This window comes from Alicyclobacillus fodiniaquatilis (assembly GCF_042678105.1).
Taxonomy (GTDB): Bacteria; Bacillota; Bacilli; order Alicyclobacillales; family Alicyclobacillaceae; genus Alicyclobacillus; species Alicyclobacillus fodiniaquatilis.
The window spans coordinates 143,000-166,188 of sequence record NZ_JBHUCX010000018.1 but is presented as its reverse complement, the minus strand read 5'-3'; the positions used below and the strand labels follow the sequence as shown (position 1 = coordinate 166,188).

30 protein-coding genes and 1 tRNA gene are annotated in these 23,189 nt (G+C 45.9%); 6 read left to right on the top strand and 25 right to left on the bottom strand.

Translation table 11 applies throughout. The features are described from left to right. Window positions 1–409 precede the first annotated feature (409 nt). Window positions 410–1,300: a GNAT family N-acetyltransferase gene (locus tag ACFSB2_RS06325; protein WP_377942184.1), complete on the bottom strand. Its 891-nt coding sequence runs from the start codon at window positions 1,298–1,300 to the stop codon at window positions 410–412. Between the two features lie 544 nt (window positions 1,301–1,844). Here ACFSB2_RS06325 and ACFSB2_RS06320 point away from each other — a divergent pair. Continuing rightward, window positions 1,845–2,198, top strand: a complete 354-nt coding sequence (locus ACFSB2_RS06320; protein ID WP_377942183.1) for a hypothetical protein — start codon at window positions 1,845–1,847, stop codon at window positions 2,196–2,198. A 195-nt stretch (window positions 2,199–2,393) separates the two neighbouring features. Here the strand turns inward: ACFSB2_RS06320 and ACFSB2_RS06315 are convergent, their stop codons facing one another. The 5 genes from ACFSB2_RS06315 to ACFSB2_RS06295 form a co-directional block, all read right to left on the bottom strand. Further along, window positions 2,394–3,260 carry a hypothetical protein gene (locus tag ACFSB2_RS06315; RefSeq protein ID WP_377942182.1) on the bottom strand — a complete coding sequence of 289 codons (867 nt, stop codon included), beginning with the start codon at window positions 3,258–3,260 and terminating at the stop codon, window positions 2,394–2,396. Window positions 3,261–3,674: 414 nt separating this feature from the next. Then, complete coding sequence (locus ACFSB2_RS06310) at window positions 3,675–5,081, bottom strand: Ger(x)C family spore germination protein (RefSeq protein ID WP_377942181.1); 1,407 nt, start codon at window positions 5,079–5,081, stop codon at window positions 3,675–3,677. 78 nt (window positions 5,082–5,159) lie between these two features. Then, complete coding sequence (locus tag ACFSB2_RS06305; protein ID WP_377942180.1) at window positions 5,160–5,546, bottom strand: retropepsin-like aspartic protease; 387 nt, start codon at window positions 5,544–5,546, stop codon at window positions 5,160–5,162. A 113-nt stretch (window positions 5,547–5,659) separates the two neighbouring features. Then, entirely contained in the window at window positions 5,660–5,833 is a 174-nt protein-coding gene (locus ACFSB2_RS06300; RefSeq protein WP_377942179.1) for a hypothetical protein, read from the bottom strand. 703 nt (window positions 5,834–6,536) lie between these two features. Then, window positions 6,537–6,612: transfer RNA gene (locus tag ACFSB2_RS06295), tRNA-Cys, on the bottom strand. Window positions 6,613–6,764: 152 nt separating this feature from the next. Here ACFSB2_RS06295 and ACFSB2_RS06290 point away from each other — a divergent pair. Together ACFSB2_RS06290 and ACFSB2_RS06285 are read left to right on the top strand one after the other, a co-directional pair. Then, entirely contained in the window at window positions 6,765–6,968 is a 204-nt protein-coding gene (locus ACFSB2_RS06290) for a hypothetical protein (RefSeq protein WP_377942178.1), read from the top strand. Then, window positions 6,965–7,162 carry a hypothetical protein gene (locus ACFSB2_RS06285; protein ID WP_377942177.1) on the top strand — a complete coding sequence of 66 codons (198 nt, stop codon included), beginning with the start codon at window positions 6,965–6,967 and terminating at the stop codon, window positions 7,160–7,162. The genes ACFSB2_RS06290 and ACFSB2_RS06285 overlap by 4 nt, the downstream gene beginning before the upstream one ends. 564 nt (window positions 7,163–7,726) lie before the next feature. Here the strand turns inward: ACFSB2_RS06285 and ACFSB2_RS06280 are convergent. The 8 genes from ACFSB2_RS06280 to ACFSB2_RS06245 form a co-directional block, all read right to left on the bottom strand. Then, window positions 7,727–8,257, bottom strand: a complete 531-nt coding sequence (locus ACFSB2_RS06280) for a 2'-5' RNA ligase family protein (RefSeq protein ID WP_377942176.1) — start codon at window positions 8,255–8,257, stop codon at window positions 7,727–7,729. A gap of 185 nt (window positions 8,258–8,442) precedes the next feature. Then, window positions 8,443–8,967, bottom strand: coding sequence for a tyrosine-type recombinase/integrase (locus ACFSB2_RS06275; protein WP_377942175.1), 525 nt, complete (start codon window positions 8,965–8,967; stop codon window positions 8,443–8,445). An 87-nt stretch (window positions 8,968–9,054) separates the two neighbouring features. Continuing rightward, on the bottom strand, window positions 9,055–9,615 hold the full coding sequence (locus tag ACFSB2_RS06270) for a PIN domain-containing protein (protein WP_377942174.1): 561 nt from the start codon (window positions 9,613–9,615) through the stop codon (window positions 9,055–9,057). 12 nt (window positions 9,616–9,627) lie between these two features. Further along, a complete protein-coding gene (locus ACFSB2_RS06265; protein ID WP_377942173.1) occupies window positions 9,628–10,110 on the bottom strand; it encodes a helix-turn-helix domain-containing protein in 483 nt (160 codons plus the stop codon). 291 nt (window positions 10,111–10,401) lie between these two features. After that, window positions 10,402–10,710, bottom strand: coding sequence for a hypothetical protein (locus ACFSB2_RS06260; RefSeq protein ID WP_377942172.1), 309 nt, complete (start codon window positions 10,708–10,710; stop codon window positions 10,402–10,404). Window positions 10,711–10,722: 12 nt separating this feature from the next. Next, window positions 10,723–11,334, bottom strand: a complete 612-nt coding sequence (locus ACFSB2_RS06255) for a hypothetical protein (protein ID WP_377942171.1) — start codon at window positions 11,332–11,334, stop codon at window positions 10,723–10,725. Window positions 11,335–11,349: 15 nt separating this feature from the next. Next, on the bottom strand, window positions 11,350–11,598 hold the full coding sequence (locus tag ACFSB2_RS06250; RefSeq protein ID WP_377942170.1) for a helix-turn-helix transcriptional regulator: 249 nt from the start codon (window positions 11,596–11,598) through the stop codon (window positions 11,350–11,352). A gap of 24 nt (window positions 11,599–11,622) precedes the next feature. Then, window positions 11,623–12,051: a hypothetical protein gene (locus ACFSB2_RS06245; protein WP_377942169.1), complete on the bottom strand. Its 429-nt coding sequence runs from the start codon at window positions 12,049–12,051 to the stop codon at window positions 11,623–11,625. A gap of 319 nt (window positions 12,052–12,370) precedes the next feature. Here ACFSB2_RS06245 and ACFSB2_RS06240 point away from each other — a divergent pair, with 319 nt between their 5' ends. The 3 genes from ACFSB2_RS06240 (at window position 12,371) to ACFSB2_RS06230 (ending at window position 13,564) form a co-directional block, all read left to right on the top strand. Continuing rightward, entirely contained in the window at window positions 12,371–12,925 is a 555-nt protein-coding gene (locus tag ACFSB2_RS06240; RefSeq protein ID WP_377942168.1) for a recombinase family protein, read from the top strand. Between the two features lie 62 nt (window positions 12,926–12,987). Next, the gene (locus tag ACFSB2_RS06235) at window positions 12,988–13,260 is read left to right on the top strand and encodes an HU family DNA-binding protein (RefSeq protein ID WP_377942167.1); all 273 of its coding nucleotides are present in this window, start codon (window positions 12,988–12,990) and stop codon (window positions 13,258–13,260) included. 61 nt (window positions 13,261–13,321) lie between these two features. After that, complete coding sequence (locus tag ACFSB2_RS06230; RefSeq protein ID WP_377942166.1) at window positions 13,322–13,564, top strand: hypothetical protein; 243 nt, start codon at window positions 13,322–13,324, stop codon at window positions 13,562–13,564. Window positions 13,565–13,680: 116 nt separating this feature from the next. Here the strand turns inward: ACFSB2_RS06230 and ACFSB2_RS06225 are convergent, their stop codons facing one another. The 11 genes from ACFSB2_RS06225 to ACFSB2_RS06175 form a co-directional block, all read right to left on the bottom strand. After that, window positions 13,681–14,451, bottom strand: coding sequence for a hypothetical protein (locus ACFSB2_RS06225; RefSeq protein ID WP_377942165.1), 771 nt, complete (start codon window positions 14,449–14,451; stop codon window positions 13,681–13,683). A gap of 6 nt (window positions 14,452–14,457) precedes the next feature. After that, window positions 14,458–15,198: a DUF4850 domain-containing protein gene (locus ACFSB2_RS06220; RefSeq protein WP_377942164.1), complete on the bottom strand. Its 741-nt coding sequence runs from the start codon at window positions 15,196–15,198 to the stop codon at window positions 14,458–14,460. Between the two features lie 163 nt (window positions 15,199–15,361). After that, the gene (locus ACFSB2_RS06215) at window positions 15,362–15,628 is read right to left on the bottom strand and encodes a hypothetical protein (RefSeq protein ID WP_377942163.1); all 267 of its coding nucleotides are present in this window, start codon (window positions 15,626–15,628) and stop codon (window positions 15,362–15,364) included. A gap of 201 nt (window positions 15,629–15,829) precedes the next feature. After that, the gene (locus tag ACFSB2_RS06210; RefSeq protein WP_377942162.1) at window positions 15,830–16,390 is read right to left on the bottom strand and encodes a hypothetical protein; all 561 of its coding nucleotides are present in this window, start codon (window positions 16,388–16,390) and stop codon (window positions 15,830–15,832) included. A 1,697-nt stretch (window positions 16,391–18,087) separates the two neighbouring features. Next, a complete protein-coding gene (locus tag ACFSB2_RS06205; RefSeq protein WP_377942192.1) occupies window positions 18,088–18,573 on the bottom strand; it encodes a zeta toxin family protein in 486 nt (161 codons plus the stop codon). A gap of 1 nt (window position 18,574) precedes the next feature. Next, on the bottom strand, window positions 18,575–18,757 hold the full coding sequence (locus ACFSB2_RS06200) for a hypothetical protein (RefSeq protein ID WP_377942161.1): 183 nt from the start codon (window positions 18,755–18,757) through the stop codon (window positions 18,575–18,577). Beyond that, window positions 18,744–18,959: a helix-turn-helix domain-containing protein gene (locus ACFSB2_RS06195; protein WP_377942160.1), complete on the bottom strand. Its 216-nt coding sequence runs from the start codon at window positions 18,957–18,959 to the stop codon at window positions 18,744–18,746. Before ACFSB2_RS06195 ends, ACFSB2_RS06200 begins: the two co-directional genes overlap by 14 nt. A gap of 122 nt (window positions 18,960–19,081) precedes the next feature. Then, window positions 19,082–20,554 (bottom strand): hypothetical protein, encoded by a 1,473-nt coding sequence (locus ACFSB2_RS06190; protein WP_377942159.1) that lies wholly within the window; start codon window positions 20,552–20,554, stop codon window positions 19,082–19,084. Window positions 20,555–20,966: 412 nt separating this feature from the next. Next, on the bottom strand, window positions 20,967–21,704 hold the full coding sequence (locus ACFSB2_RS06185; protein WP_377942158.1) for a replication-relaxation family protein: 738 nt from the start codon (window positions 21,702–21,704) through the stop codon (window positions 20,967–20,969). Continuing rightward, the gene (locus ACFSB2_RS06180; RefSeq protein ID WP_377942157.1) at window positions 21,679–22,194 is read right to left on the bottom strand and encodes a hypothetical protein; all 516 of its coding nucleotides are present in this window, start codon (window positions 22,192–22,194) and stop codon (window positions 21,679–21,681) included. The genes ACFSB2_RS06185 and ACFSB2_RS06180 overlap by 26 nt, the downstream gene beginning before the upstream one ends. Window positions 22,195–22,209: 15 nt before the next feature. After that, entirely contained in the window at window positions 22,210–22,938 is a 729-nt protein-coding gene (locus ACFSB2_RS06175; protein WP_377942156.1) for a hypothetical protein, read from the bottom strand. Window positions 22,939–23,189 lie beyond the last annotated feature (251 nt).

Genomic DNA, 23,189 nt, shown 5'->3' with positions numbered 1-23,189 from the left:
AACATGGTACTTGCAGTCAAATGTGACATTTCGATTCGACTCGACGTCTCTACTCATTGCGATCACCCAAGAACATCTTACCAAAACAAGTTAGATACGACTATTTCATCTAACGTTTAGTTGATCGTTAAAAGACATTTCCGCCTAATGGCGAGCGCCTTATATCCCCATAGCTAAAGCAAGGGGTTTTACAATAGGCTCTTATCACTAAAATTCCCCCTATCCTTCCAATCGTGATTTATCTAAGTTATACCAAAAATTGCAAGTAAAGAAATGGAGTTTCCTTACTGTTTACACAATAGTGAGCAAATAACTATCCCAAGGCCGCATAGTTTGGCATAACAGCGCGAAGCTTATTTCACCACCACAATAAGGGAGCCTACTTGTGTGTAAATAAACCCCAAAAACATTACAGTATTTTCTCGCTTGGCGGTCTGCTCAATCGGGTGTCAGGTCTATAATATTTTGTTACCCAATGATGTAAAGACTTTTCTTTGAAATCAAGACGTTCATACAATTTTTTCGCAGGATTACCTTTGACAACCCCAAGCTTTACGACTTTTTCGCCGCGACGCATGATTTCATTTACAAGAAAGGAAACAAAAGCTCTGCCGTATCCACGCCCTTGTAGATCTGGACGAACAGACACATGACTTAACTCACTGCCGTCAATTATTCCGACTGCCACGATTTCACCATCGTTAAGCATCACAAATCTATTGTTTTGGTCCTCCACAAACCGCTTCCTCTCCCTTTCGTTAGGAGGAAAATAGTATGTCGGAAGCATCCCCACGCGCTCATGCATTTTGTAAAAAGATATTTCCCAAATGTTATGGCATATCAGATAATCATCATCTTCATATTGCCTGACAGAAATATTTCTTTCAGGCAGACGTCCACCTTCGCGCTCCATGATGTAAGATGAATAACTGATATAACAACCATTCTTATATAAAAATTGCAGAGAAGAACGATCCCCATCTAAACACAAACCAAGCATACGCTCTACTGCCTCATTTTTGGAAAGTAATTGATCCGCTTTTGCCATCAGTGCGGTACCGATTCCCAATCTTCTGTACTCCTTGCTGACAAATATCGTCGTTATAGTTTGTCTCTTAAAATCATTAAATGAAAGAAACCCTACCGTGACGCCGTTGTAACGAGCAACAAATGTACTGCTATGAAAAGTTTTGTCGCTCTGTTGAAACATTTCATCAAACTGTTCGTTTCCGCACAACATGGCACTGATCGCAGCTTTATCTCTCTCGGCTTTGTAAGGGGATATTATCAGATTTTCCATTGTCATACTCCCGTCGAAATACATTTGTAATATTTCAATATGTTATCCTGACCTCTTACGCAATAGTACCAAACCATATTCCCAAGACGACTCGGTTTTGGCATTCTTGTGTAAAAGCTTGGCAGAGTGGTACATGAAAAGCCGCGCCCCGAGGAGGCCGTGTTGATATGAAGTAAGTGGCGAAATACAGCCCGTGTGGGCTTCGCAGTCGCTAATGACAGTACGCGTTAATTACCATTCCATACGTTCCACGTAATGAAGTAATTTGGACAATATGGTGACGTATCCACCAGCCCATTGTTCAAAACATGAGATTAATCAAGCAACAAAGTATGTTACGACTGACGGAGGGTATCACTGATCAAAAAAAACAGTCGTTTGTTCTCAATAGCTACCTGACGGTCAACATCTACTAGGTTAGCTTTAATCTTTAGACTGACCGACAAAAGAGGAATTTCATATTTTTTCTAGTTGGCAGTTTGAAGGATATTCCATAAAAAAACCGAATGACTGGATATACAATCGGTCGAAGGATGTGGAAGTTGTGAAACCGGAAATAAAAGTTTCATTCGTAGTCGTATTCGCTATATTGGTGGCTTCAATCGTTACAAACATTTATCAATATAGGACTGCACATACTGTAGGCTACGCATCCCATATCACAATTAATGGTGTTCCCGCCCCAGATAAAATTGTTTGGAATGGTCATACGTATTGGACTGAAGGAGCAGCAAATCAAGCACTTGTTCAACTGAAGTGGTTGGGTACTGTGATTGTCGGAAACAAGAACATAAACATATTCGCACAGGTTGGGCAATCGACTTCCCCAAAACAAATTTTTTACATCATGGGCAACCGCCTCGCAACTGCAGTTTCCCACCCTGGAGTTGGACAATAACTCACTCGCTCTTGAGCCAAAATACTTGTATTACAACAGCCTTGTGTGGACTAGAACCAAACATCATCCCCCTTAATTTTACCAGAAACATGCTTTCAAAGTCACCCGAATCACTGAAAACTACAAGCCTGCTAACCATATCTGACATTTGACATCCTCAAATACAAAAGAAGCAAATGCGCTTCTGCTTCTGGTTTATCTATTACTTATACGCAATGATGACACCAAATCGTCTGCAGTAATTGAATACCCATAAAACTTCTCGATTGTTTCAATGGCAACCTTCGTCCTCCAAAGACCAGGTAACGTTTCAGCAGATTCGTAAGTAGTTGTGCAATCACGCACGATGTTGGTCATGTAGCCATACTGGTTCATGTTCCGAATCCCATACCTGCTGTTCTGTATGCACTCTTCAGCCTCGAATCCCATGTAGAACAGCACCTTTATCCTTGTTTCAGTGAGTAGCCTGTGAAATTGCTCCTTTGAATACACCAATAAATCTCCATCAACTGGAGTAACTGACTGTGGAATCTTGATTTGTTCATACACATTGCCCTGCATTTCTGACCATTCCACATTGAAAACGTCATCTGAGTGTTGCTTCTTCCATCTTTGAACCCAATCTGAAGGAGGATAACTATTCCGACTTGCGATTGTGGTTGGACTAGACTGTACATCTTCTCTGTCTAACCTTTCTCGCTCGATCACTGTTGTAGACAAACTCCACTGTGGAAAATTCCTTAAGAACAATGGATGATTGCAATGGAATATCCGGACACCAAGTTGCCTCAATTCGTTTACTACAGGTGCAATCTTTTCTTCAATGATGGCACGTTTGCGTTGCGCATGCGATACGCCACGCTCCAAACTCAGTTCAAACCCAAGAGAATTTAAAAGAGGGCCGTCATCATATCCGAAATTCCAAAGGTCAACAAGTGCAATTCCAATATCGCTTACATTAAAGGAATATTGGGTACTGCAACGCACAAAACTTGATTCAGTAAATGGAACATCTGGCTTTGGACTCCTTGGTGTGTATTCCAGGTTGAGAGTAATCGCCATATTCACCACCCCACCATAAACTCACAATGTTTTCCTTCATCGATTCTATCATGTAACAAAGCCAATAACTAACCGGTCGCCCCGGTGATCTCGTCGTAAAAAGCTCTATCCGTTTTCGCTGAGTAGGGTCAGATTTTATCCATTTTGTATGACGTGTGTCAAAAGGGACTTCAAGGAATTATTTACCATGTTTTAGTATGTATAAAATAAAGAAATGAAGCTAACGTTCATCCTCCGCATTCGTATCCATCGACGACATTAGAAGATCCGGAAAATGTCATCAACAATGTCTTCGCCAATTGCAAAGCCAGCACCCATCTCGGCGGACTGAACAAGGGTATTCCAAAAAACCACCACGTTGTCCACCTTAGATGCAATTGCCGTAGCATGAGTTTCCAAGGATGTCTGTTACATTTATTTTGCAGACATCCCGGAGCGTTGAATAAATACTTTCACATGTGATTGAAATGGCGTTTTAGAAAATTGATCATCCCATTTGTCGTGCGAATTTTTCATTTTATTCTTCCAGTATCTCGGCTCTTGCCCTCGTACAATTTCTCCAAATCCAAATGGATCTGCATGAAGACCTTGCAGTTTTCTGATCAACTTCATTTGGCCGTTCGTAAGTGTTTCCGATGCTTCATTTGCAATTTGATCAATTACTTCTCTTTTATCAAGCGATTTAGTTCCTGTCTTTTCCTCAATTTTAGACGGTACAACAGTATATGCATTAAATGATGGGTGACCATTCACAAATTTACATCTAATATCTGTCTTGCGATTTAATGCTTTGAAAATCACACTGTGTTTTGGATCTCCTGGTATGGGGAGTGCAACACCATATCCGGATTTGTGCATATTTCTAATCTCCAAAAATATCCCCGTTTCAATCGCGTCAAGCATACCAACCATCTTTTCTCCTCGAAAAACAGCAACTCCCTCCGTTTCGATTTGATCTCGCGCCGACCCAATCACTTTAATTAATGGAAGAACCGGATCCATCCCCTTTGCTGACAAGGCCGACCAATAATTCCCCAAAAACACATTTGGCATTTTACCAAGTTCTACTGCATGTTCCATCGTACTCACCAAGTACAACGTTGGAACCCGTTCCAATTTTGGAGCTGCTTCCATCGCTTCATCTGCATTTCCATCAGATATAAGCAACCAACAAAGCCGCCTTATTTCCGCATTTCTACGAAAAAAATCCTGAGTGTCTTTCAGCCCAACAGATCTTGCAATTTTCTGATTGACCGTGATCACTCGTAATTGACCAAGAAAAATCTTGTCAGCCAATTGCTGTTGCATCTTATTCATCGCGTCATCAATTGTTTTACCTGTTGTGCTGACCACCCAAACTGGGCGTTGTGTGGCGCCTCCTCCGCTACTCCCTATAGGTCCCAAAGGAATACGCCCAGGTATCGCAATTTGGGCAGTGAGCCGATAACCAGTTGAATCACTTTTTGCATAAGGCCCTGTTATCCCCGCTGGCGCTTCACCGCCTATTGGGTCAATGGATAATCCAAGAATGGTACCTCTATCCTCAATCTCTATGCGATCCCAGCATCCTGTGAGGAGAGAGAAAGTAATGATGCAAATACATACAAAAACCCATTTTCGTTTGATTGTATCCAACCATTTGAAGCATAACAAATTATCGTTCCCCATTTGGATTTTTTTGTTTCTGAACAAACTCCAGATTATAAATATATAATGACACACATATACAAAATAATACTTATTAAATAAACCATTTACACACAGTGACAAACCCAGAATAACGACTGTTCCAAATCCCGTATCGTTAATCCCCAATAACAAGTTTTGTTCTTTTGATCATCTTCGTGCGCTTCATTTTGCTTGTACTTTAAGAATGAGTGACAGCATGGAGACTTGAAATTATACTTTCCCTTGGGTAATTGTTAACGTATTGTCATCTGGATTGAGTGTCAACTTTAACCGATTGTCGATAAAGAACCGAAGTCCAAACAACCCTTCTCTTGAGAATAACCGAGCTATAATACATGGAACATCTTGATATTTATGTTTACCTATCTTCAAATTACATTTAGACCGGTATGCTGTTGTAACGCCCCCAACACCCCTAATTTTTATAAACCCGAGATTCGGAAGTCCCAATCGCTCTGCCATTTTGTGATTTATTATAAGTTCACATGCCCCTGTATCCATGGCTACCCGCTCTAACCTCGTGCCATTAACGATGATAGGGAATAAAAAAGCATTGTTAACAACTTTTCCATGTAATACAGCAACAGGTTTTGGCAAAGCATCTCCCCCAAACGTATCAGCCTGATCGTCAATTACACTGTATTCCAATGTCCAGGACGAACTCACGGCAAGGGTCCCTTGTTTAAGAATTTAATTCCTGATTCATCTCCTTAATGAAAATGACTAATCATGGCGATAACCGTTCCGACCGCTTCGGCGATGATGGCACCAGAAACTGTACGCCACAGCCAAGTATGCGATTGTTCCAGCTTGCCCAGTCGGCGCTCATTTTGCAGACTGTCTAATTGGCCGCGAACAAAAATCAAATCACCTGTGTGCAGCATGGCATCACTCCTCGTGGGAATAAAAAATGCGCCTTTGCGTATCGACTGATTTCCCATCGGTGAAACTTCATATGAGGAGGTGAAGAACTTGTACCGATTAACGATTGCGGTCTACTCAGCAGCTAAATGGTGGTTCGATAGTGTCGCACAATCCGAAGATTTTGAGTTTAACTCGTTGATGATGCACTAGACGCGCGAGTTGGGGCGTATAACTTCCAGCCGCCATATGACGCGAGTTGACGGAATAAAAGTTTGCGCCCCAAAATGAACGCACGAAGTTGTTTCTTTTATGCCTAAGTGTGGCATCACTTCTTTCGCGGGCATGAAAAAAGCCCCCCGAAGGGTGCTTGTGAAATGTAAACTCATCAAATTAGAAGACCACCGACAAATAAAAGTGCATCAATATCTTGGTCAGTGTCATTCTGGACAACAACCGACAATTCACCAAAATTCAACTGCACCCCGACAATGTATAACTGTGATCCAAGGGTAATATATAATGCGCAGCTGTATTGGCGATCCCAATGCTTAAGCCTGCGATGTTCCACGTATCCGAGTTCCATGATTTACGACATACACACGCAAGCATGTTGTTATCTCAAGAACGCGAATCCAAAAATCGTCTCGGTAGAAAATCGGAGAAGTCACAAAGACGCGGTTTCCAGTAATTAACCAGAAACCGCGTCTTACAAAGGTTTTCACTTGGAGGCACCAGCCGGATTCGAACCGGCGGTAAAGGTTTTGCAGACCTCCCTATCCAGTCGATTGTGTATGATTCCGTATGCTTTAGAACCGAAAAAGCCGCGCCACGTCTATATTTTTTGGTGATGGTGTCGAATGCGTCGAATCAGTATTCTGCTCTGGGATTAGAAAAAGGATTAGAAGATGGATTAGAAAGTCCCAACCTCTCCAGCGAAAGGAGGGGGTATTCGTGTTTGTGATTAAATGTTGCAATTGCGGTCGCACAGTCGAATGGAAAACAGGCAGCCGAGTCGGTCGCATGGCAATCGAAATCTCCGGTTCTGTGGTCATCTGCGCCTGCGGTCACGGTATCGCCGAGGACGCGGGCCATGATGCTTTGCGTGAGTTCAACGTCCCGGACGTAGTACCATCCGGGGAGGGTAACGACGAATGACGACGCCACAACCCGGCGACCACGTTCGCGTCGTTGTTCGCTCCTTCTTATATTGCAACCCGAGGGAATCACCCATCGAGTGGACAGGCTCTGTAGCAGAAGTCGCGGCTCATGGAATCTGGATTGCACCGGATGGAGAGAATTGGGAAGAGTTCATTGCATTTTGCGAAGTTGAGGATGTTCAATTGCTTTGAACCAAAGAAGAGGAACAATATTCCACCGAACACGGAAGACAGGCCGCCACATTGGGCCTGTCTTCGATTTTTCGACCCATTGACGATACATTGTCCCAAAACGACCCTCAACATCCCAGAACGCCCGTTAAACGCCGCAGGCGTGGTGGCTGTTTGGAATGGCGCGTGGGAGGGGTGTTCCAGCCCACCTATTGTCATACCTCCGCCCGATGTGTGAAACACACCAACACACGGAGGTATCCCCCATGCGACTATCCGAGGCATCTGCCACATATCTCAACGTCCGCACACAGGAAGGATTTTCACGCTACACCATCAAAGCGTACCGATTGCAACACAACTTGCTGATCCGCGATGTAGGTGACATTGAGATCGAGGACGTGACGCTCCCTCTCCTACGCGACCATCTGAGCCACCATGCCCACCTGAAACCGTCCAGTCTGGGCCACAAGATTCGCTCGATTAAATCGCTGTTTAAGTGGCTTACGGAAGAGGATTTGCTAACTCGAACCCAACTTTCAAGCTCAACGAACCTAATGTGCAACAACCGGATGTACATCCATTTTAGGCAAGTTCAATATCTTCGTATGCTGTATAATTATCTTTTTCTATTTGACGATAAACTCGAACGAAGTCAACCGTGAATGTAGGAAATGGAGCGAGTTCCATCAAGGCAGATACTTTCATATCAACAATTTCTTCTGAATTCAATCCCCAATGGGTTTGTCCTAGCGTGAGATGTGGGATGAATCGATCCATTTCCATATACCGCTTCATAATTTCCGGTGGCGGTGAAACTGCTGAAACCAGCTTCTCATGAAAATCCCGCAATTGGTCTGAATGAACGCTCAAATACGCAACGGCGACATCGAAAGTCTCTGGTTGACCAAGAGACACTGGAAATTTCGGGAATGACGCACAAACCTGCTTAATGCTATCGAGCCAAGCCAAATCGGTTCCTAGACCGCCTTGTGCTTTTACCGTAATATGAGGCTCAACAATCTTCCACATATTGTTGTTAACCCACTTCTTCTGAAACTCGATAATCTTTTGCTTGTAATCATGGGGCGGTACGATTCCAATAAAGAACTGCATCGTGATACCCTCCATTGAAACTACTCATTGTTTTGATTCAATATGGACTGTAATATTGTTGGATTTCTATAAATATTAACATCATTTTGAGTTGGGTAGCTATGGTACTATTCTGCTACTTTACCTGAACAACAAAAAATCCTGTACAGTCGCTCTGTACAGGATTTTACCATAGGCAGGAATCATTATTGCACGAAATATCGCTGATACGATTGCTGTCTCGCCGCGCCACTCAGATGCGCGTACAGTTGCGTTGTCTCAGGCTTTTCATGCCCCAATATGGATTGTACTGCGACAAGCGGCGCACCTTGGTTCAGCAATACAGTTGCAAGTGTGTGCCTCATTTTGTGTGGCGAAACGCGCTCTGCGAGGGCGCAACGCTTGGCGATCCGTTTAAATATGTACTGTATCTGATGTACCGACATGCGGTGTGGGCTGCGCTGAGTCACAAACAGGGCCGGGTCGCGGTCTTTCCTTTCACGCAAATACCGTTCCAACCAGATACGAGCCTTGGCACCGTAATATACCTCGCGCTCCTTGTCACCTTTGCCAAGCACGGTGAGGCAGTTCCGCTGCCAATCAATATCGTTGCGGTTAAGGCGTTGAACCTCGGACAGTCGGCCTCCAGTCGCGAAAAAGAATTCCACCAGTGCGTGTTCTAACGACGATTCGCAGGAATCACGAAGTAGTTCGAGTTCTTCAATGGTCAACGCTTTCGGTACACGCTTACCGGGTTTCGGCGGCGAATCCTAAAGAAGCTCCGACCTTTCGCCCTACTCCATCATGGCTCTGGCGGCCTACACAGGGCAGCCTTTTTGGTATCTAGGAAGAATGTCAAATGCCTGCATCACGAAGTTGGGGGCTGTTTTGTGTAGAGCATTCAAGATGCCCGGAATTGTGTCTAGCGGGAAATGTCGATACGCCGCCATGCCTTTCAAGCTATCGAGCAACTTATGGGGAGAATCATTAAGTTGGTCGAGAAGAAAATCGTCTGGGTGTTGAATTACGGTTTTACAATTCATCGGTAATTCCCGAAAGTCTTTGAGGTTGGCAGTAACCAAGATGTCTGCCTCGCACGCGATGGCAGCCGCGAGCACATGTCGATCTTTCGGGTGATTCGGCATATCTTGAATCCGGCTTGAATACTCGTCTTTCCCAACCATTGCGTCAGGAAATGCCGATTCTATAATCCCTCGCACTCTGCCGTCCGCTCTGCCACTCTTAACCAGATTTCGTTCCATTTCGTCCAACACATCCGAACTCCACCTGACTTGATACAGCCCGCCATCTGATAGGGTTAATAGGACATCGCGGAGAGTAGAAGGATAAAGCACACATGCGTCTAAAAATGCGATCACGCCCGCCCCCACCTATTCCGCGTCCTCATCATCCTGCGGGAAGTTGTCAATATCGTACAGTCCGGCATCGTTTGAAGCCTGATACAACTCGACGAGTTTACTTTTGCGGTGTGCATCACGACGTGTTTTGTAATCCAACACATCCTTCAAACTAATCCGCCGATGCGAACCGACCATATAAAACGGTATTTCCCCCTCTTCAAGGAGTTTCACCACATATGGGCGAGAAACTTGCAAAATCTCGGCGGCTTGTTGAGTGGTCACAGCCTGCTCGTAGTGCAATACTCCAACGGTGTTTCCCTTCGCTAACTGCTGTGCCGCATCCACTAGTACACGATACAAAGTATACGGAAGCTCCATTCTGACGTTGTGAGCCTGATCAAGGATTACAAACTCATTCTCAACTGGTGCGATGTCCAAACTGCTAGCGATTTTTTTAATGCTGTCAAACTCTTTATCATTAGGCTCAATTAGATTGACCGACGTATCCGGCATGGGACTCCCTCCTTTTGACTGGATATTACGATTCATTATGTCCTTGCATATCTGTATTATGCGGAATAAACGAAATAAGTGCAATGGCGTGCGCTGAGTGCAGAAACAGACACAATGGATTTTGTGTCTGGGCCGCAAAACAAACGGAACCGCGCTACGGGAGCCAGATTTAGAAGAAGTGCAAAAACGATAAACGGAGATAACACCCTGCGAACCAGACACAAGCCTCGATGAACAAGAATTAAGGCTGTCAAGCGGCGAATCGCTTGACAGCCTTAATTCCATTCCTGTTCATTTGACTAATTCCTTCCCATTCGCCCCGTAGACAAACTCTTCGAGGATAACGCGGTGTATCTTGTTGTCATCACCAACCTCGTATCGCCACTCTTCGTATCGTTTAGTACGCTTGTTGTAGTCAGTTTTCTTCCGTGAACGTCGAATCTGACACAACAGTTCGGCGTCTCCTTGGTCTAGTTCGTGGCCAGACACCTGTTTCCAGATCGTGAAGTCGCAGGACTTGTCCTTCCAGCCAACACACGAGAATGACTTCGGACTTTCGTAGACGGGCTTGCCGCAGACCGGACATTTTCCGATTTTCATTGTCATTCACCTCTATACTGGTTTCTTTGAAACCTTATAGTGCTCGTTCAGCCACTGTTCCCAATCTTTAATGACCGACTCCATATCACTCTGATCATTTAGTACGGCGTAAAAAGCATCCCATCCATTCTCAATGTGTTCGTCAAACGAGTAGACACTTATCAAAGGATGATCGTCAAAAAACTCCTTGAACTCATCCTCATGGAGGTGACAATACTCCCCGAACGCCTCATCTGAGTCGTCCAAGTCACAGAGGCCGATTTCATCCGAGTCGAAGTCAGGCACTTTACTCAGCAATTCACTGTGTAAAGATGTTCGTTGATCTTCCACAAACGAGATTTCGGCAATAACTCTGTTCCATATCCCCTCGGGTAGAAAATTCAAGGCTTCATCCTTGCTCAAAAATTTGTAGGTTGACAAAGTAGCTAGAGCAACGGCGACCTTTTCACTTTCTTCTAATTCCACGATTTCTGCGGAATCCCGTAAATCCTCAAAATTATTCCCATATTCCCCCTTTAAGTCTTTACGAGAACGTAGTCCCCACTCGTATCTGCCTCCGCCGAAAAACTTACTCGGTTCAGACAACCATACAAACGGAAATTCTTTTGTTGCTGTTTCACTCATGAACATTCATCTCCCTTAATCTTCCTCATCTCCGCGTTCAAGGCTCACCAGATGCGCAAGCCTTATCGCACTTACCAGACTTTTAGATGTTGGAGCAACACGGCCAACTTCCCAATTCGCATATGAACTGAGGCTAACGCCAATGCGGGTAGCCATTTCCTGCTGTGATACACCCACGTACCTGCGCAGTTCGCGCATAACTGCGCTCGGTTCGAGGTTAAGAAGTAACGACACTGCAAAGAGATTGAATTGGTTCTCGTCCACGTTTGCTGCCCCCTCAATTGAGGTTTACCCCAATTGCCTTTCCTTGGCGATCCTTATGACTTCGGGCCATAGCATCTTCATCGTGCTGTGTCCATCCCGGTTGTCGATCCACCACTTTGCCTCGGTCTTTGAATCACACAGTTCCAGAAAAATCTTCGTGAACCCCTCTTTTTGTGCTTCCGTGTTACTAGCTTTGCTGATTTTGTTTTTGACGTAGCCAATAACATCAACACGAATCTTTTCAGCCCACTGAATCTGCTTGTCTGTCTCTGATAGCGGCGGTAATCCTTCCGAACCCCGTTCCACTTCGGCAACCTGCTTCGCCTTGTAGCACTGAGGACACAGACCACTTTCGCGAAACCATTGGAGCTTTCGATCCCGCTCTTTTTCCGGGCCAAACAGAACGACCTCATCTTGATGCCAGCATGAAAACGTCGGATAGTATTTCGCCATCACCTTCACCTCGTTCCCTTGTTGTCTTCGCATTATAAAGTTCATAGCGTGTTTGTCAAGATATTCATATTAAAACTTTGACAATAACCTTTTGACACGTAAGTTTACTCCATTTGTCCAAAAAAGCGTCGGGCAGTCGCATTTTTATTTCAAACAACACACAAGAAATATGGGAGCGGCGTCAACTTGGGGTCTACCCCATCGCAACGAGTGGTGAATCTTGTCATACCTTGTCCGATTAGGATGGAAGGGCCATTTTCCTGACAAGTGTCAAGAGAAATTAAAGACCCTTACCTCACATCGTCAGGGGGGACATCGCATGAAAGGACAACGAGTGGGATACGTCCGTGTTAGTGCGTTAGATCAAAACGAGGAACGGCAACTGGAAGGAACGGAATTAGACCGTGTGTTTGTTGACAAAGCGTCTGGAAAGAGCACAGACCGCCCCCAACTCCAAGAGATGATGGCATACGTCCGCAGCGGTGACATACTTGTTGTTCACAGCCTTGATAGACTGGCGCGGAACCTGTCCGACCTGCTTCAGATTGTTAAAACGCTCACTGATAGAGGCGTGCAAATCGACTTCCTAAAAGAAAATCTCTCCTTTAAGGGAGACGACTCGCCAATGTCAATTCTGCTATTGAGTGTGATGGGTGCCTTCGCACAGTTTGAGCGCGAACTTATTCGTGAACGGCAACGAGAAGGCATCGCTTTGGCAAAGAAGAAGGGGGTCTACAAAGGCCGCGCAAAATCCTTGACACAAGCGCAAGCCGAAGAACTTCGTCATCGTGCTGCCAATGGCGAACCGAAAACCGCATTGGCACGGGCATACGGAATCAGCCGCGAAACAGTGTATCAGTACCTGCGACACTGATCCCCGCTCCCATGCTTCTTTTTGTCATACAAGGGCGGGATGAGTGAGGAGGCTGATGAGCCATGAATAAAACGGAACTGATTCGCAAAATCGCCAAGGATGCTGGCGTCAATCATGCTACAGCATCCCGGATGTTGAACTCGTTCGCCGAAACCGTCGTGAATTCGTTGACAAAGGGTGAGAGAGTCAAGGTGCGAGGCTTTGGTATGTTCAAGGTTGCTGAACACTGTGCTCGAAATGGATATAACCCACAAACACATCAGGTGGTGCCAGTACCCGCCAAAAAGACAGTGCGCTTCGTGCCATCCGAAAGCATCAAATCGTCGATCAGGTAAGCAGTATAACTGGGCCGCTGGAACTGTTCCGGCGGCTTTTTTGCATTGGAGGATGGGTTTTATGGAACAAAGACTACTGCGAGATCAGTTAATTGCGTTTGCCGAAAACCGGATAGACCGCTTCCTTTTGCAGCGCGAAGAAATCCCGCTAGTTGCGTCTTGGTTTGCAGTGCATGGTATCGCTGCATACAGTTTACGGGGCGCGGAACTAGACGGAGAGACGCTGTACGAGGTTTACCGCGACCGATGGAGAGTGCAGTTTGCGGTGGCACTACCAGAACTGCTGCCACACTTACACAGGTAAGCAAAAACCCCGCTATCGGCTACATATGCCAATAGCGGGGTTTTGTTGTTCTAAAGCAATTCACAGTGCCACAGCAGTAGGCTTATGACCGCATCGTGCCACGTGCGGAAAAGTAGCTAGAGAACCACTGCCACAGAATGCGCCGTATTTAGCGTCTCGCTCAAAGTCACCAAGTCTACCATGTACCACACCCGACCGTTGTATGTCCACGTCACATGATAGTCAGGTCTGTTGCCGAGCGATAACGCGTCAACATAACCTCGCCGTGCGTGCGGAACGACGACTCCACGTTTCCTAACATAGCTGGCGATCTGGTTTGCCATCCCGAGTGTTGTATTGTAACCGTCGCTTGGTGGGTAGCCGCTGGAAGTATATGTCCAACCATTTTCATGCCAAGTGATTAAGCGGCCACCCGCAGTATTGCCCCCGGTGGTGTATTCCACTGCCGAAATGCTACCTTGAATCTTTATGGCAGACTTGTGTTTGAAAATTGACTTGTCGTGTCCATAGTATCCGTTTTCGGCGGATAGCGTAGTGGTTCCGATATACCCAATCAGCGTAGAGTTGGCATACTGACTGGTCGAACTACCTGTCGGACGCTCAAAAATGTCCATTCCGTATTGATTTGACGACACATCTACATCTGCGGCCAACGATGTCCCTTTTGGTAGTTGCTTATCGAGACGAATTGCTTGCGGTAAGATCACCGGGACTTTGGTGTTGGTCTTAATCGCGGATATGACTGTCTGCGGGAACTTAGTCGGATTTGGCACCGTAAAAGTGTGCTTGATAGTGGCAGCTTGCGCCGGAGTAGTGGCCACGAAAGTCAGGGATGCAAAAGCTGCCGCGCTCACAAAGAACGGGATCGACGACCTGAATCTTTTCACGAAGATTCACCCTCTCAACGATTCGAAACTGTTGTGAACCATGAATGACTCCATTAGGTTAACGTAAGGCTCGTAGCCACTTACAGTACCTGACGCAAAGAGCCACTGGGGACTAGTTGACTCCATGGCAACTCCAGATGCAGATGGATGATTGGCGTTACCAATCGTGTATCGAACCGCGTCGTCGCCTATTGCTGTCGTATGCAATCCTCGTATCACTGGAAAAAGGTTGGGATCGCCGCCGCCCTGTTTAATGGCCCAAGACCGGAGCTTTGGAAAATACTCCGCTATGCCCGACAAACTGATCCCATTCCACGCCCAACCGAACGTTAATCGTGGACTTTTTGCACTCTTAGATGCCGCTAGCACAACATCTCCAGACCCGTCTGTTGCCACTTCCGCACGGACAGTTATCCAATTGCGCGGTGCAAGCACATACAAACCATGTTGCGGATGACTTTCTACACCCCCAAGGTTCATCCAGTAAATCTCAAAATGCTTTGCTTCTGCGGGAGTGAGGTTGGCATGAATAGTGGGCAACGGAGCGGTTGGTGTGATGGATGGTTTTTGACCGTAAGAAACGTAATACTGAGCTTTGACCCCCACTACTGGCAACTCAAAAACGCCGTATTTGCCTGCTACGCGGACGCTGGCTGATGACGATGCATTGGCAGTTGGGCCTAACGCGCCGAAAATCAGCGTGAACGAAGCTGTTGCGGCAAAAAGTCGATACTGATAATTCCACATACAGGACGCCTCCCCTGTTACTCACCGATAATGACGGATTGACTTTGCATTATGTGTCAAAAAGGAAAGGTAGAGTTATCGTAAATGTACCGCCAAACACAACAAAACCCCGCCCACGGCTCACACCACAATCCGAGTGCGGGGTTTTGTTGTTCAAAGCAACTCACAACGCAGCAGAAACAACCTCAATCGACTGCTTGTCCGCTTTGCCAAGAGCGTAACCAATCTCAAACGCTTTTCGCACCACCGAGTTTTCGAGCATCGTATAAGCATCGTTGTGTTTCGACCACTGTGCCTCATCTTCACCAAGCATTTTCATAATCTCGGATTCCAAGTAACTGCTAGCAGTTTGGTATTCCTTCGAGTCATATGCTTCACTGATGATTGCGTCGCAAAGTTCCTCCGTCAAAATCGCATCACTATGTACCATCGTCCCGATCTCCCCAATCGTCCCAGTCTGATAACACTTTGCCATCTGGTACGGCGTTACAAGACCAACTCTAGCACATCTCGTAGATAAATTAAAATTATTTCCATTATAGGGTCATTATTACTCTATAATTTGTTCATGCAATAGAATGAACCCCGCCACGATGTTCAAGCCATTGGCGGGGTTTGTCGATAAAGCTGTTCAATGGTCATCGGCATCATCCGCCATGTGTAAGTTCGCTTTGCCTAATGCTTGAACGACGGGAATCAAAGCTTTGCCTTGCCCCTCACGTAACCCTGTAAGTTTTTCAACTAACTCCACCGAAGCTTGGTATTCAACAAAACCAAATTGATCGAAAACCTTGCCTTCTTCAACACTTGCCAACAAAAGTTGCAAGACTTTCTTGGCGACTGGCCCCTCGATGAAAGCCACATCGCTTGCCTCAAGTTGCCTTGCATACTTTTCAAGAGCGACCCCTAATTTATCTGTGAGGTCATGGACTCGGAGCTTCAAATCCTCCAAAGTTTCGCCGTTGACCTCATCCTCATCCGGCAACAACCCGGCCAGCACCATCATGCGATGGACGCTGGCACCCGGTACATGCGGCGCAATTTTGCGTAGGAACTTTGGAGAGATATTGTCCCCACTGAGAACGCGGTAAAAGTAGCTGGCACTCATGCCTGCCTTAGCTGCAACGGCATTGCCTTTTACCCCGTGCTCATCAAGTAGACCCTGAACGTATTCTTGCACTGTCATTGCCATGTTCAAAACGCCTCCTGAGCTAAAATTACTTTTAAGTGCATATCAATTGTTAAAAATGCCATATATGATAACTAAATTTTAACTCTAGGATTTGAGACGGTCAATGAAAAATTACATAATAGTTCTCAAAATAAAAATCTATACACACAACAACGAATCTAAATTTAGTTTTTATATATCTTTTTAGTCTTTATTATTTTAGTGAAAAAGAAAAATACGAATAAAAATCAAACACACGCTGGAAATTGTACATTCCTTTTTAGGAACACGAATAGAAACAGATTGCAGATTGATGAACCGAAAAGTCATTTCGAAGTCATTTCGACCTCTTTTTATCATCTGATTACGGTCATAAAAAATGGCTCAACGTGTCACAAAAGCACCCGTTTTCGGTCATGAGAATGGGGGATCGTGTCTTGTAGAAATGGAAATGAGTTGTTGGAGCAGTTGGATGTCTCGGCATTTTGCTGGAAAAAACCGAGGTTTCGTGACCAATGTGCCAGCTTTTTCAGGGGTTGTGCATGTGTATAGGGCGACCTAATGTTATACACGACCATAAAATATGGAAATGGAAACTATGGGAAAGGGAGATGGGAAACGATGAAAAAACTCTGCGCGTGTATGCATACACATTTTGAAAAGATGGTCACAAACCCTTAATATTATTAATATTTTTCCAATAATATTTATATATATATCTTACTGCGAGTAGTATTTCTCCCTTTTTCGCGCACTCGCTTTTTCCAAATCCGTGTGACACCTAACCCCGCATTTGTGACCGGAAATGGTCTTTGTGTGACCATAACCCCCCTTTCACGTGACCAAGATCGGTGTTTTTGTGACAGGGTCAAAATGACTCTACTTACGTTTGTGAGCTTGAACATCGCAGTCGCACTGCGATTAGTTCTTCTTTTGTTGATAGCACTACAACTGCGACGACCTGCGCTGTCCCTCTCAACACGTCACCAGACGCTCAAAAACGGCCTCAAAACACGTCTCGAAATACTAATAGGCCAACTATGCCGTTTTAACCCGCAAACCGTCCTGAGAGGCTAATAAAGGCCGTAGAATCAGTGTTCTTGGGGGAGTAAGACGAACGGGGACTGTGTTGGAACGCGATAAAACAAAAACAGTCTCAAACCCTTATGGCACAAGGGCTTGAGACTGTTTTTGAGCTTTCAAGTGCTATCCGACCCAGACGCAGAACACACTATCCGAAGCATAGACTGCGCCGACAACTTTTGCGCAGTCATCGGTGATACGCTCTGCGTACTCGCAGCGCAAAAACTCTTGATAATCGATAAAATGGACGTGGCTCGTTTGCAGCTTTACAAGTTCTGCGACTTCGTTCAGCCCCTGTGGCGTGGTGACTTAATAGGCTGTTGGTGTTCCTTGAGGGGATTCTGGTTCATACAAGAGGTATAACGGGCTAATCAGTTGATCGATCATACGACCACGCTCCTTTTCACCTACCCGAAGCGTGCATGTCATAAGCTATAGACCTGATACGTAAAGTTGTTTGCAACTTTAACCTCTAATAGCCGTTTTAAGACACTTCAGTGTTCAAGACGACCAATATAACGACTTTGTGAAGAAAATCGCTCACGCGACGAAATAGAGGCGAATCCGGTGATGTTGCGCGATGATACTATCCATGTATATCCTCTTAGCCCATCAAATAGAAGTCAAAATGACTCCTATTTAGTTACTTTGCCGTTTTCGATGTGTGAAATCAATTGATATTTAGACGAGTTGTTGAATATGTCTGCGCAATCTGCGATTGATATAGCTTTGTGAAGATGTTCATGCGAACGATAAAAGCGACGTTCTATATCGTCTGGTGGAATTACATGTCCACCTCTGGACGCGCGTTGTTCAACTCTCAATTGATGCTCCAATGGAGAATCCAACGAAATATAGATCAGTCTGATTAGGAACCCTCGTTCCTTCGCTCGACGCATTTGTTCGAGAACTAAATTCCCAGACAATGTTGTTTCCAATGAAAACGAAATACCTTTTTCTAAGCAATCATTGAACATACGAATCGTTTCTCGACCAGCTTGAATATCTGTTAATTGTCGTTCTTTTGCAATGACATCTGCATCAATTTCTATACCTAAGTCTTTTATGAAAGAACGCAAACTACTCTTCCCCGCACCGTTCGGCCCTGCGAATACCGTCATGTCAGGCAAGAGGAATCTCCTTCTTATTATGAATAATTTCAGAACGTCTCCCGTCTGGATACTCTTTGATTAAACGTCCTGAATTGTCTTTGTAGTAAAACGGAACACCATCTTTGCGTGCGCCTTCACGGGCATGTTCAGCCACTTGTGAAGCTGCTTCTTTTACGATCTCACTCCAACTCATTTTGTTCACCATCCATATCAGGCACCCACTCCATCAGTTCCCCAAGTGAGCAACCATAAAATTCACACAGCGTATTCAGCGTGTCATAGCGAATCGCATCATTCGTTTCGTAGTACAACCGCGTCAACGTAGACCGAGAGATACCTGTTGCTTTATGTACATCTTGAATAGAGTGTTTGTGTTCGCCCATTATGCGAGACAAGTTGCATTTAACCACGCATCATCACCGATTTATATTGTAGCGATAATGATACAGATCATCAAGATGGAAACAGCAAAAAGCCGTACTCCATTTTTAGGAGTACGGCTTTTTTTGCGAATGGATTATTCGGATACCACTGTTGGAACTCCATTTCGGATTGCAAAACCTGTGTTCGTGAACGTAATTACGGTTCCGTTATAGTCGTATGCCACAATAACGCCTCCGGCTTGATTGGATTTCAATTTCACTTGAGAAGGTACGTTGGAAGAAGTTCCTCCATCGCTCGGGTAAAGAGAATCGAAACCATATAACCCGTTTGCCGTTTGCCACGTTGATCCACCGTTTAGCGAATACTGTTGACCCGGAATACCGCCTTGAATGTCCAAGTAGTTTCCACTCGTTGACTTGTAACCAGCATCATTCGTATCCGATGTCGTCGTGATGTACTCTCCGCCAGTATATTGAACCGTCGTAGCGTCAGTAACTTTGATTGCATTGGCCCAATCTTGAGAGTATGTGCTTGCAGGCATAGAGCCTGTTGCGTAATTTCTGCCAAAAGCATCCGGCTTGTAAACCAGCCGATACGTGTCGTTTCCAAGACTCACGTAGCCCTTATTAACTGCCGCAAGGTTGCTCATAAACGTCGATACTTGCGACGATGACAAGTCGCCCGATGTCGGCAATCCACTTAGCAGACCTAATGCGCTGGCGAGGCCGACTGTACTCTGACCGGGGAGGTAAGAATACTCTTTGGAAACGATCCCACAATATGCGGCGAACGCATTAGCCAAGTCGCTCACGCTGATTTTGTCAGCCGAGCCGAACTTTGAACTACTGTCGGCGTTGAACACCGGTTGACTTCCATAGTTATTGTCTTTTGCACTGATGTAAGTCTGGGTCAGCGCATTAACGTAACCTGCGTCTGCACTTGGCACATCCGAATACGGGTCGCTGCTCGAATCAACAGGCTGTAAACCAATCTCCTTTGCGAACGCGACAGCAGCATCGAGTTTCGGTGTGCTACCCGTAGAAGTCGGCGGTGGTGTCGTTGGCGGTGTCACCGTCACATCTTTATCAACCATATTCCACGTTGTGCCGTTCCACGATGCCTGAACGCCCATATATCCAAGAGACTTGATGATGTAGTACACTGGCACGAACGTCGTCTGGTCTACCGTGCCTGAGTCGTATGTAACCAGTCGCGGTGCATAAGTCACTGTCTTACCGTTGACTTGAATCTCCATGACTCCCGGCGTAATTGTCATAGTCTTCGGTGCAGACGGATAATTGACCGTCATACCCTTTGGCGTAGTCAAGTTCATGATGCCTGTCGTACCGTTCCAGTTTGCTGTCACATCAAACTTACCAAGTGCCTCATCCACATACCAGATTGGCAAAAATGACGTGATGGCAGTTCCAAATGGGTCTTTTTCTTCCGTATGCCCCGGCTGTGATACCACTGTTCCGTTCACTTCAACATTTGTGTTGTAGTAATTGAATACAGCAGCGTGTGCCGTACTAGACCATGCCGTAGCAGCTACGCCGAACGATGCGACTGTGGATAGAGCCATCAGGGTCTTACCGAGTGTTTGCATATGTATTGAGCCTCCAGAACATTTTGCAATTTTCGATTGTGGAAATAGATTAGCACATTTCAGGTCATTTTGACCTTGTGATTCTACGATTGAATATTTTTTTGCGGCCATTGTAATCGTAAGTGGAGTCGGTGTCGGACTTTCGGTTCATTTTTTCGACCTCCTTATCCAATGGTGCGCTGTATGACAAAATTGGTATCTATTCGGTATCGATTCAGTCTGAACCCAAAATCGGCTCAGAATCCGCTTAGTACGCTCCACTTTTTAACCGTTGCGCCGCTAATCAAAAATCAAAAACTTGGTTCTCGCAGAGAGAAGGCCAACCGGCCAACCGCCTCTGGCGTTCTCGGTTATCTCTTTCGCTTGAGTCTTAGATCGGTGGTTCTTGGATCGCTGGTTCGGCATATCGCTGTCACACTGTCTGCTGCTCCTTGATCCCTGCAAGATAGCTCGTTTCTTCCCCTGCCGAGAAAAACAGCATCTCGATTGATCTTTCGTTCATTTCCATCCACCTTTGTTGCAGCCACTGAGCACGTTCTACCGTTGGGGCAACCCACACGACCCGATTTACCCGTGGGTCTTTGGCTTCAAACAAATTTGTGATGTATAGAGAATATTTTTTTCTTATCTGTCTTGAACTCTCCGTGGAATTGTCGAATTCTAGGAGATACATACCTTTCCCCGGAACCCACATGGCAGCGTCAGGCCGGATGTACGTGCGCCGAATCTCCGCATCATTGTTGCCTTGTTTTTTTCTAAGATTGAACAATTCATCGCTTGCTTCGCGAGTGCTGAAACTCCGAACGCCTTCTCGCCCGTGCGCTCGGATGTATCGCATTAGAATGTCGTTGACGCCAAGCTGGTGCGAAATCTGAGCCTCCATCGTGACTACCTTGCCGTCGAAACCTATCAACTGGTGGGCGAAGCGAACGCCGTTCTCCGCAAGCATGTAGACAGTCTCAGAATGGTGATCACGCCTTGTGATAAGCATTTCGCGTTGCCGTAGCTTCAGAAGATGGGCATCCGTTTTGCTGCGCTTCCATTGGAGGATTTCCATCAAATCCGAGCGGCGTATGCAGCCCGCGTCGTGAATCGAACCGACAATTTTCTCCATATCCGTATATTCACCGTTGGCCCAATTCAAAATCATTGTCTTCGCCTCCTTTGCCTCTTCGTTTCGTCGTTTTTGGTGCTACATTCAACCTGCTATCATCGCCGCGCTGTTCCTCGGCTTTTGTGCCCATAGACGTAGGGCGCGAGGTTTTTGGTGACAAATTCGCACTACTTTTATCCCCAATGCTGTCCACAGGGTTATGCACACCCGGTTGTGGATAAGTGGAATCCGACGAATCGTCGTCTAGTAGCGGTTTTGATTTTGGTGCGAATTTATCGTTAATTTCAAAGCCTTCTTGGATGACTTGCCTCACCACTGCCATTACCACGTCCGGCGCAACGACGATTCGGCGGTCATCGTGTTTGTCACCTGAAACGTGCGTTTCCAGCAGTTCTCGCACTAGCAGGGAGACGCTAATCCCTTTCGCATCCGCTTCTCTTTGCAACTCTTCTTTCACAGGCTCATGAACATAGACAACGATTTGACCTGTGCGCCGCTCTGACTTGGGCTTTTCCGGCCTCGGCATTTTTTACCCTCCCTATCAGTTGGCCTCTGGTACGTCAAAAACGGTTTCTTCCGCATCGTCCGAGGTTACGCGCCATATGTCTTGCGCCTTCACCGGGATAAAACGCTCACTGGTGCGACGACTCACTGCGCGTCGGGGATGAAAGTCCGAACACCCTGTGGCGCGGTCGTGTATCACATCCATCAAGTCGGCATGGCACCAACGGTCATAGAACTGGCTCTCTGGAGTCCCACTAGAGCGGAAAAACGCACAGTATTTACACGTGGGGTTAGTCACCTTATCGTGTAACGCGGTGCCCCGCAGATTATGGCTCGTAGCCCGCTCCCAGAGTTTGAGATCGCCGTTGCTAACGAGGGAAGCCAACAAATCTCTGTCGGTCGAAGCATTGTAAATGACGTCGCACGTCACACCGTCTGTATTGCTAAGTACGGCGACGCCATCTACCGCAATGGTCGCTTCGCCACGGTCGGCGTGTGCCTGTGCCGCGCCGTGGGACACGGCTATACGTTTCTCAAATTGTACTGATTCGGCGAGGGATGGGTAGCTGCAATCGGCTGTGAGATACACCATCACGCCTGCGATACTTCGTGCCTCGATTGTTTCACCGCTACTTGGGATATGGGCAGCGATGGGATGGATCAGCGTTGAACCGGGTTGTATGCGCCTCCAGTAGGCACGTTCCAACAGTTCGTCGTTCCTGCTGTTTGAAGTTCTTGCAATCGCTCGATCAAGGTCTATTAACATGGCCGAAATCCCCTTCCTGATTGGGATTGATAAAGTAATGTTAATTACCCTAAATAATTAGTTGAGAAGATTGTAACTCTCTTACATTGGGAAGACAATCCTTTTTCTATCAAACGTTTACGCCAACACGTCATCGTTTTGCTTTTTCGTTGGTCAATGAACATCGCTTCGGTGTACATCTCTCATTGTGAAGGGCTTGCATGTTGAACGAAGAATACAAACCTATATTGCGGTAATTTTAGTCAGTAGGA

Bases quoted from the DNA above. Each gene is read 5' to 3' on its own strand.
- ACFSB2_RS06325 (WP_377942184.1), bottom strand. From the start codon at position 1,300: ATGGAAAATCTGATAATATCCCCTTACAAAGCCGAGAGAGATAAAGCT.
- ACFSB2_RS06315 (WP_377942182.1), bottom strand. From the start codon at position 3,260: ATGGCGATTACTCTCAACCTGGAATACACACCAAGGAGTCCAAAGCCA.
- ACFSB2_RS06300 (WP_377942179.1), bottom strand. From the start codon at position 5,833: ATGCTGCACACAGGTGATTTGATTTTTGTTCGCGGCCAATTAGACAGT.
- ACFSB2_RS06285 (WP_377942177.1), top strand. From the start codon at position 6,965: ATGACGACGCCACAACCCGGCGACCACGTTCGCGTCGTTGTTCGCTCC.
- ACFSB2_RS06280 (WP_377942176.1), bottom strand. From the start codon at position 8,257: ATGCAGTTCTTTATTGGAATCGTACCGCCCCATGATTACAAGCAAAAG.
- ACFSB2_RS06265 (WP_377942173.1), bottom strand. From the start codon at position 10,110: ATGCCGGATACGTCGGTCAATCTAATTGAGCCTAATGATAAAGAGTTT.
- ACFSB2_RS06260 (WP_377942172.1), bottom strand. From the start codon at position 10,710: ATGAAAATCGGAAAATGTCCGGTCTGCGGCAAGCCCGTCTACGAAAGT.
- ACFSB2_RS06255 (WP_377942171.1), bottom strand. From the start codon at position 11,334: ATGAGTGAAACAGCAACAAAAGAATTTCCGTTTGTATGGTTGTCTGAA.
- ACFSB2_RS06245 (WP_377942169.1), bottom strand. From the start codon at position 12,051: ATGGCGAAATACTATCCGACGTTTTCATGCTGGCATCAAGATGAGGTC.
- ACFSB2_RS06240 (WP_377942168.1), top strand. From the start codon at position 12,371: ATGAAAGGACAACGAGTGGGATACGTCCGTGTTAGTGCGTTAGATCAA.
- ACFSB2_RS06235 (WP_377942167.1), top strand. From the start codon at position 12,988: ATGAATAAAACGGAACTGATTCGCAAAATCGCCAAGGATGCTGGCGTC.
- ACFSB2_RS06230 (WP_377942166.1), top strand. From the start codon at position 13,322: ATGGAACAAAGACTACTGCGAGATCAGTTAATTGCGTTTGCCGAAAAC.
- ACFSB2_RS06220 (WP_377942164.1), bottom strand. From the start codon at position 15,198: ATGTGGAATTATCAGTATCGACTTTTTGCCGCAACAGCTTCGTTCACG.
- ACFSB2_RS06215 (WP_377942163.1), bottom strand. From the start codon at position 15,628: ATGGTACATAGTGATGCGATTTTGACGGAGGAACTTTGCGACGCAATC.
- ACFSB2_RS06210 (WP_377942162.1), bottom strand. From the start codon at position 16,390: ATGGCAATGACAGTGCAAGAATACGTTCAGGGTCTACTTGATGAGCAC.
- ACFSB2_RS06205 (WP_377942192.1), bottom strand. From the start codon at position 18,573: ATGACGGTATTCGCAGGGCCGAACGGTGCGGGGAAGAGTAGTTTGCGT.
- ACFSB2_RS06200 (WP_377942161.1), bottom strand. From the start codon at position 18,757: ATGAGTTGGAGTGAGATCGTAAAAGAAGCAGCTTCACAAGTGGCTGAA.
- ACFSB2_RS06190 (WP_377942159.1), bottom strand. From the start codon at position 20,554: ATGCAAACACTCGGTAAGACCCTGATGGCTCTATCCACAGTCGCATCG.
- ACFSB2_RS06185 (WP_377942158.1), bottom strand. From the start codon at position 21,704: ATGATTTTGAATTGGGCCAACGGTGAATATACGGATATGGAGAAAATT.
- ACFSB2_RS06180 (WP_377942157.1), bottom strand. From the start codon at position 22,194: ATGCCGAGGCCGGAAAAGCCCAAGTCAGAGCGGCGCACAGGTCAAATC.
- ACFSB2_RS06175 (WP_377942156.1), bottom strand. From the start codon at position 22,938: ATGTTAATAGACCTTGATCGAGCGATTGCAAGAACTTCAAACAGCAGG.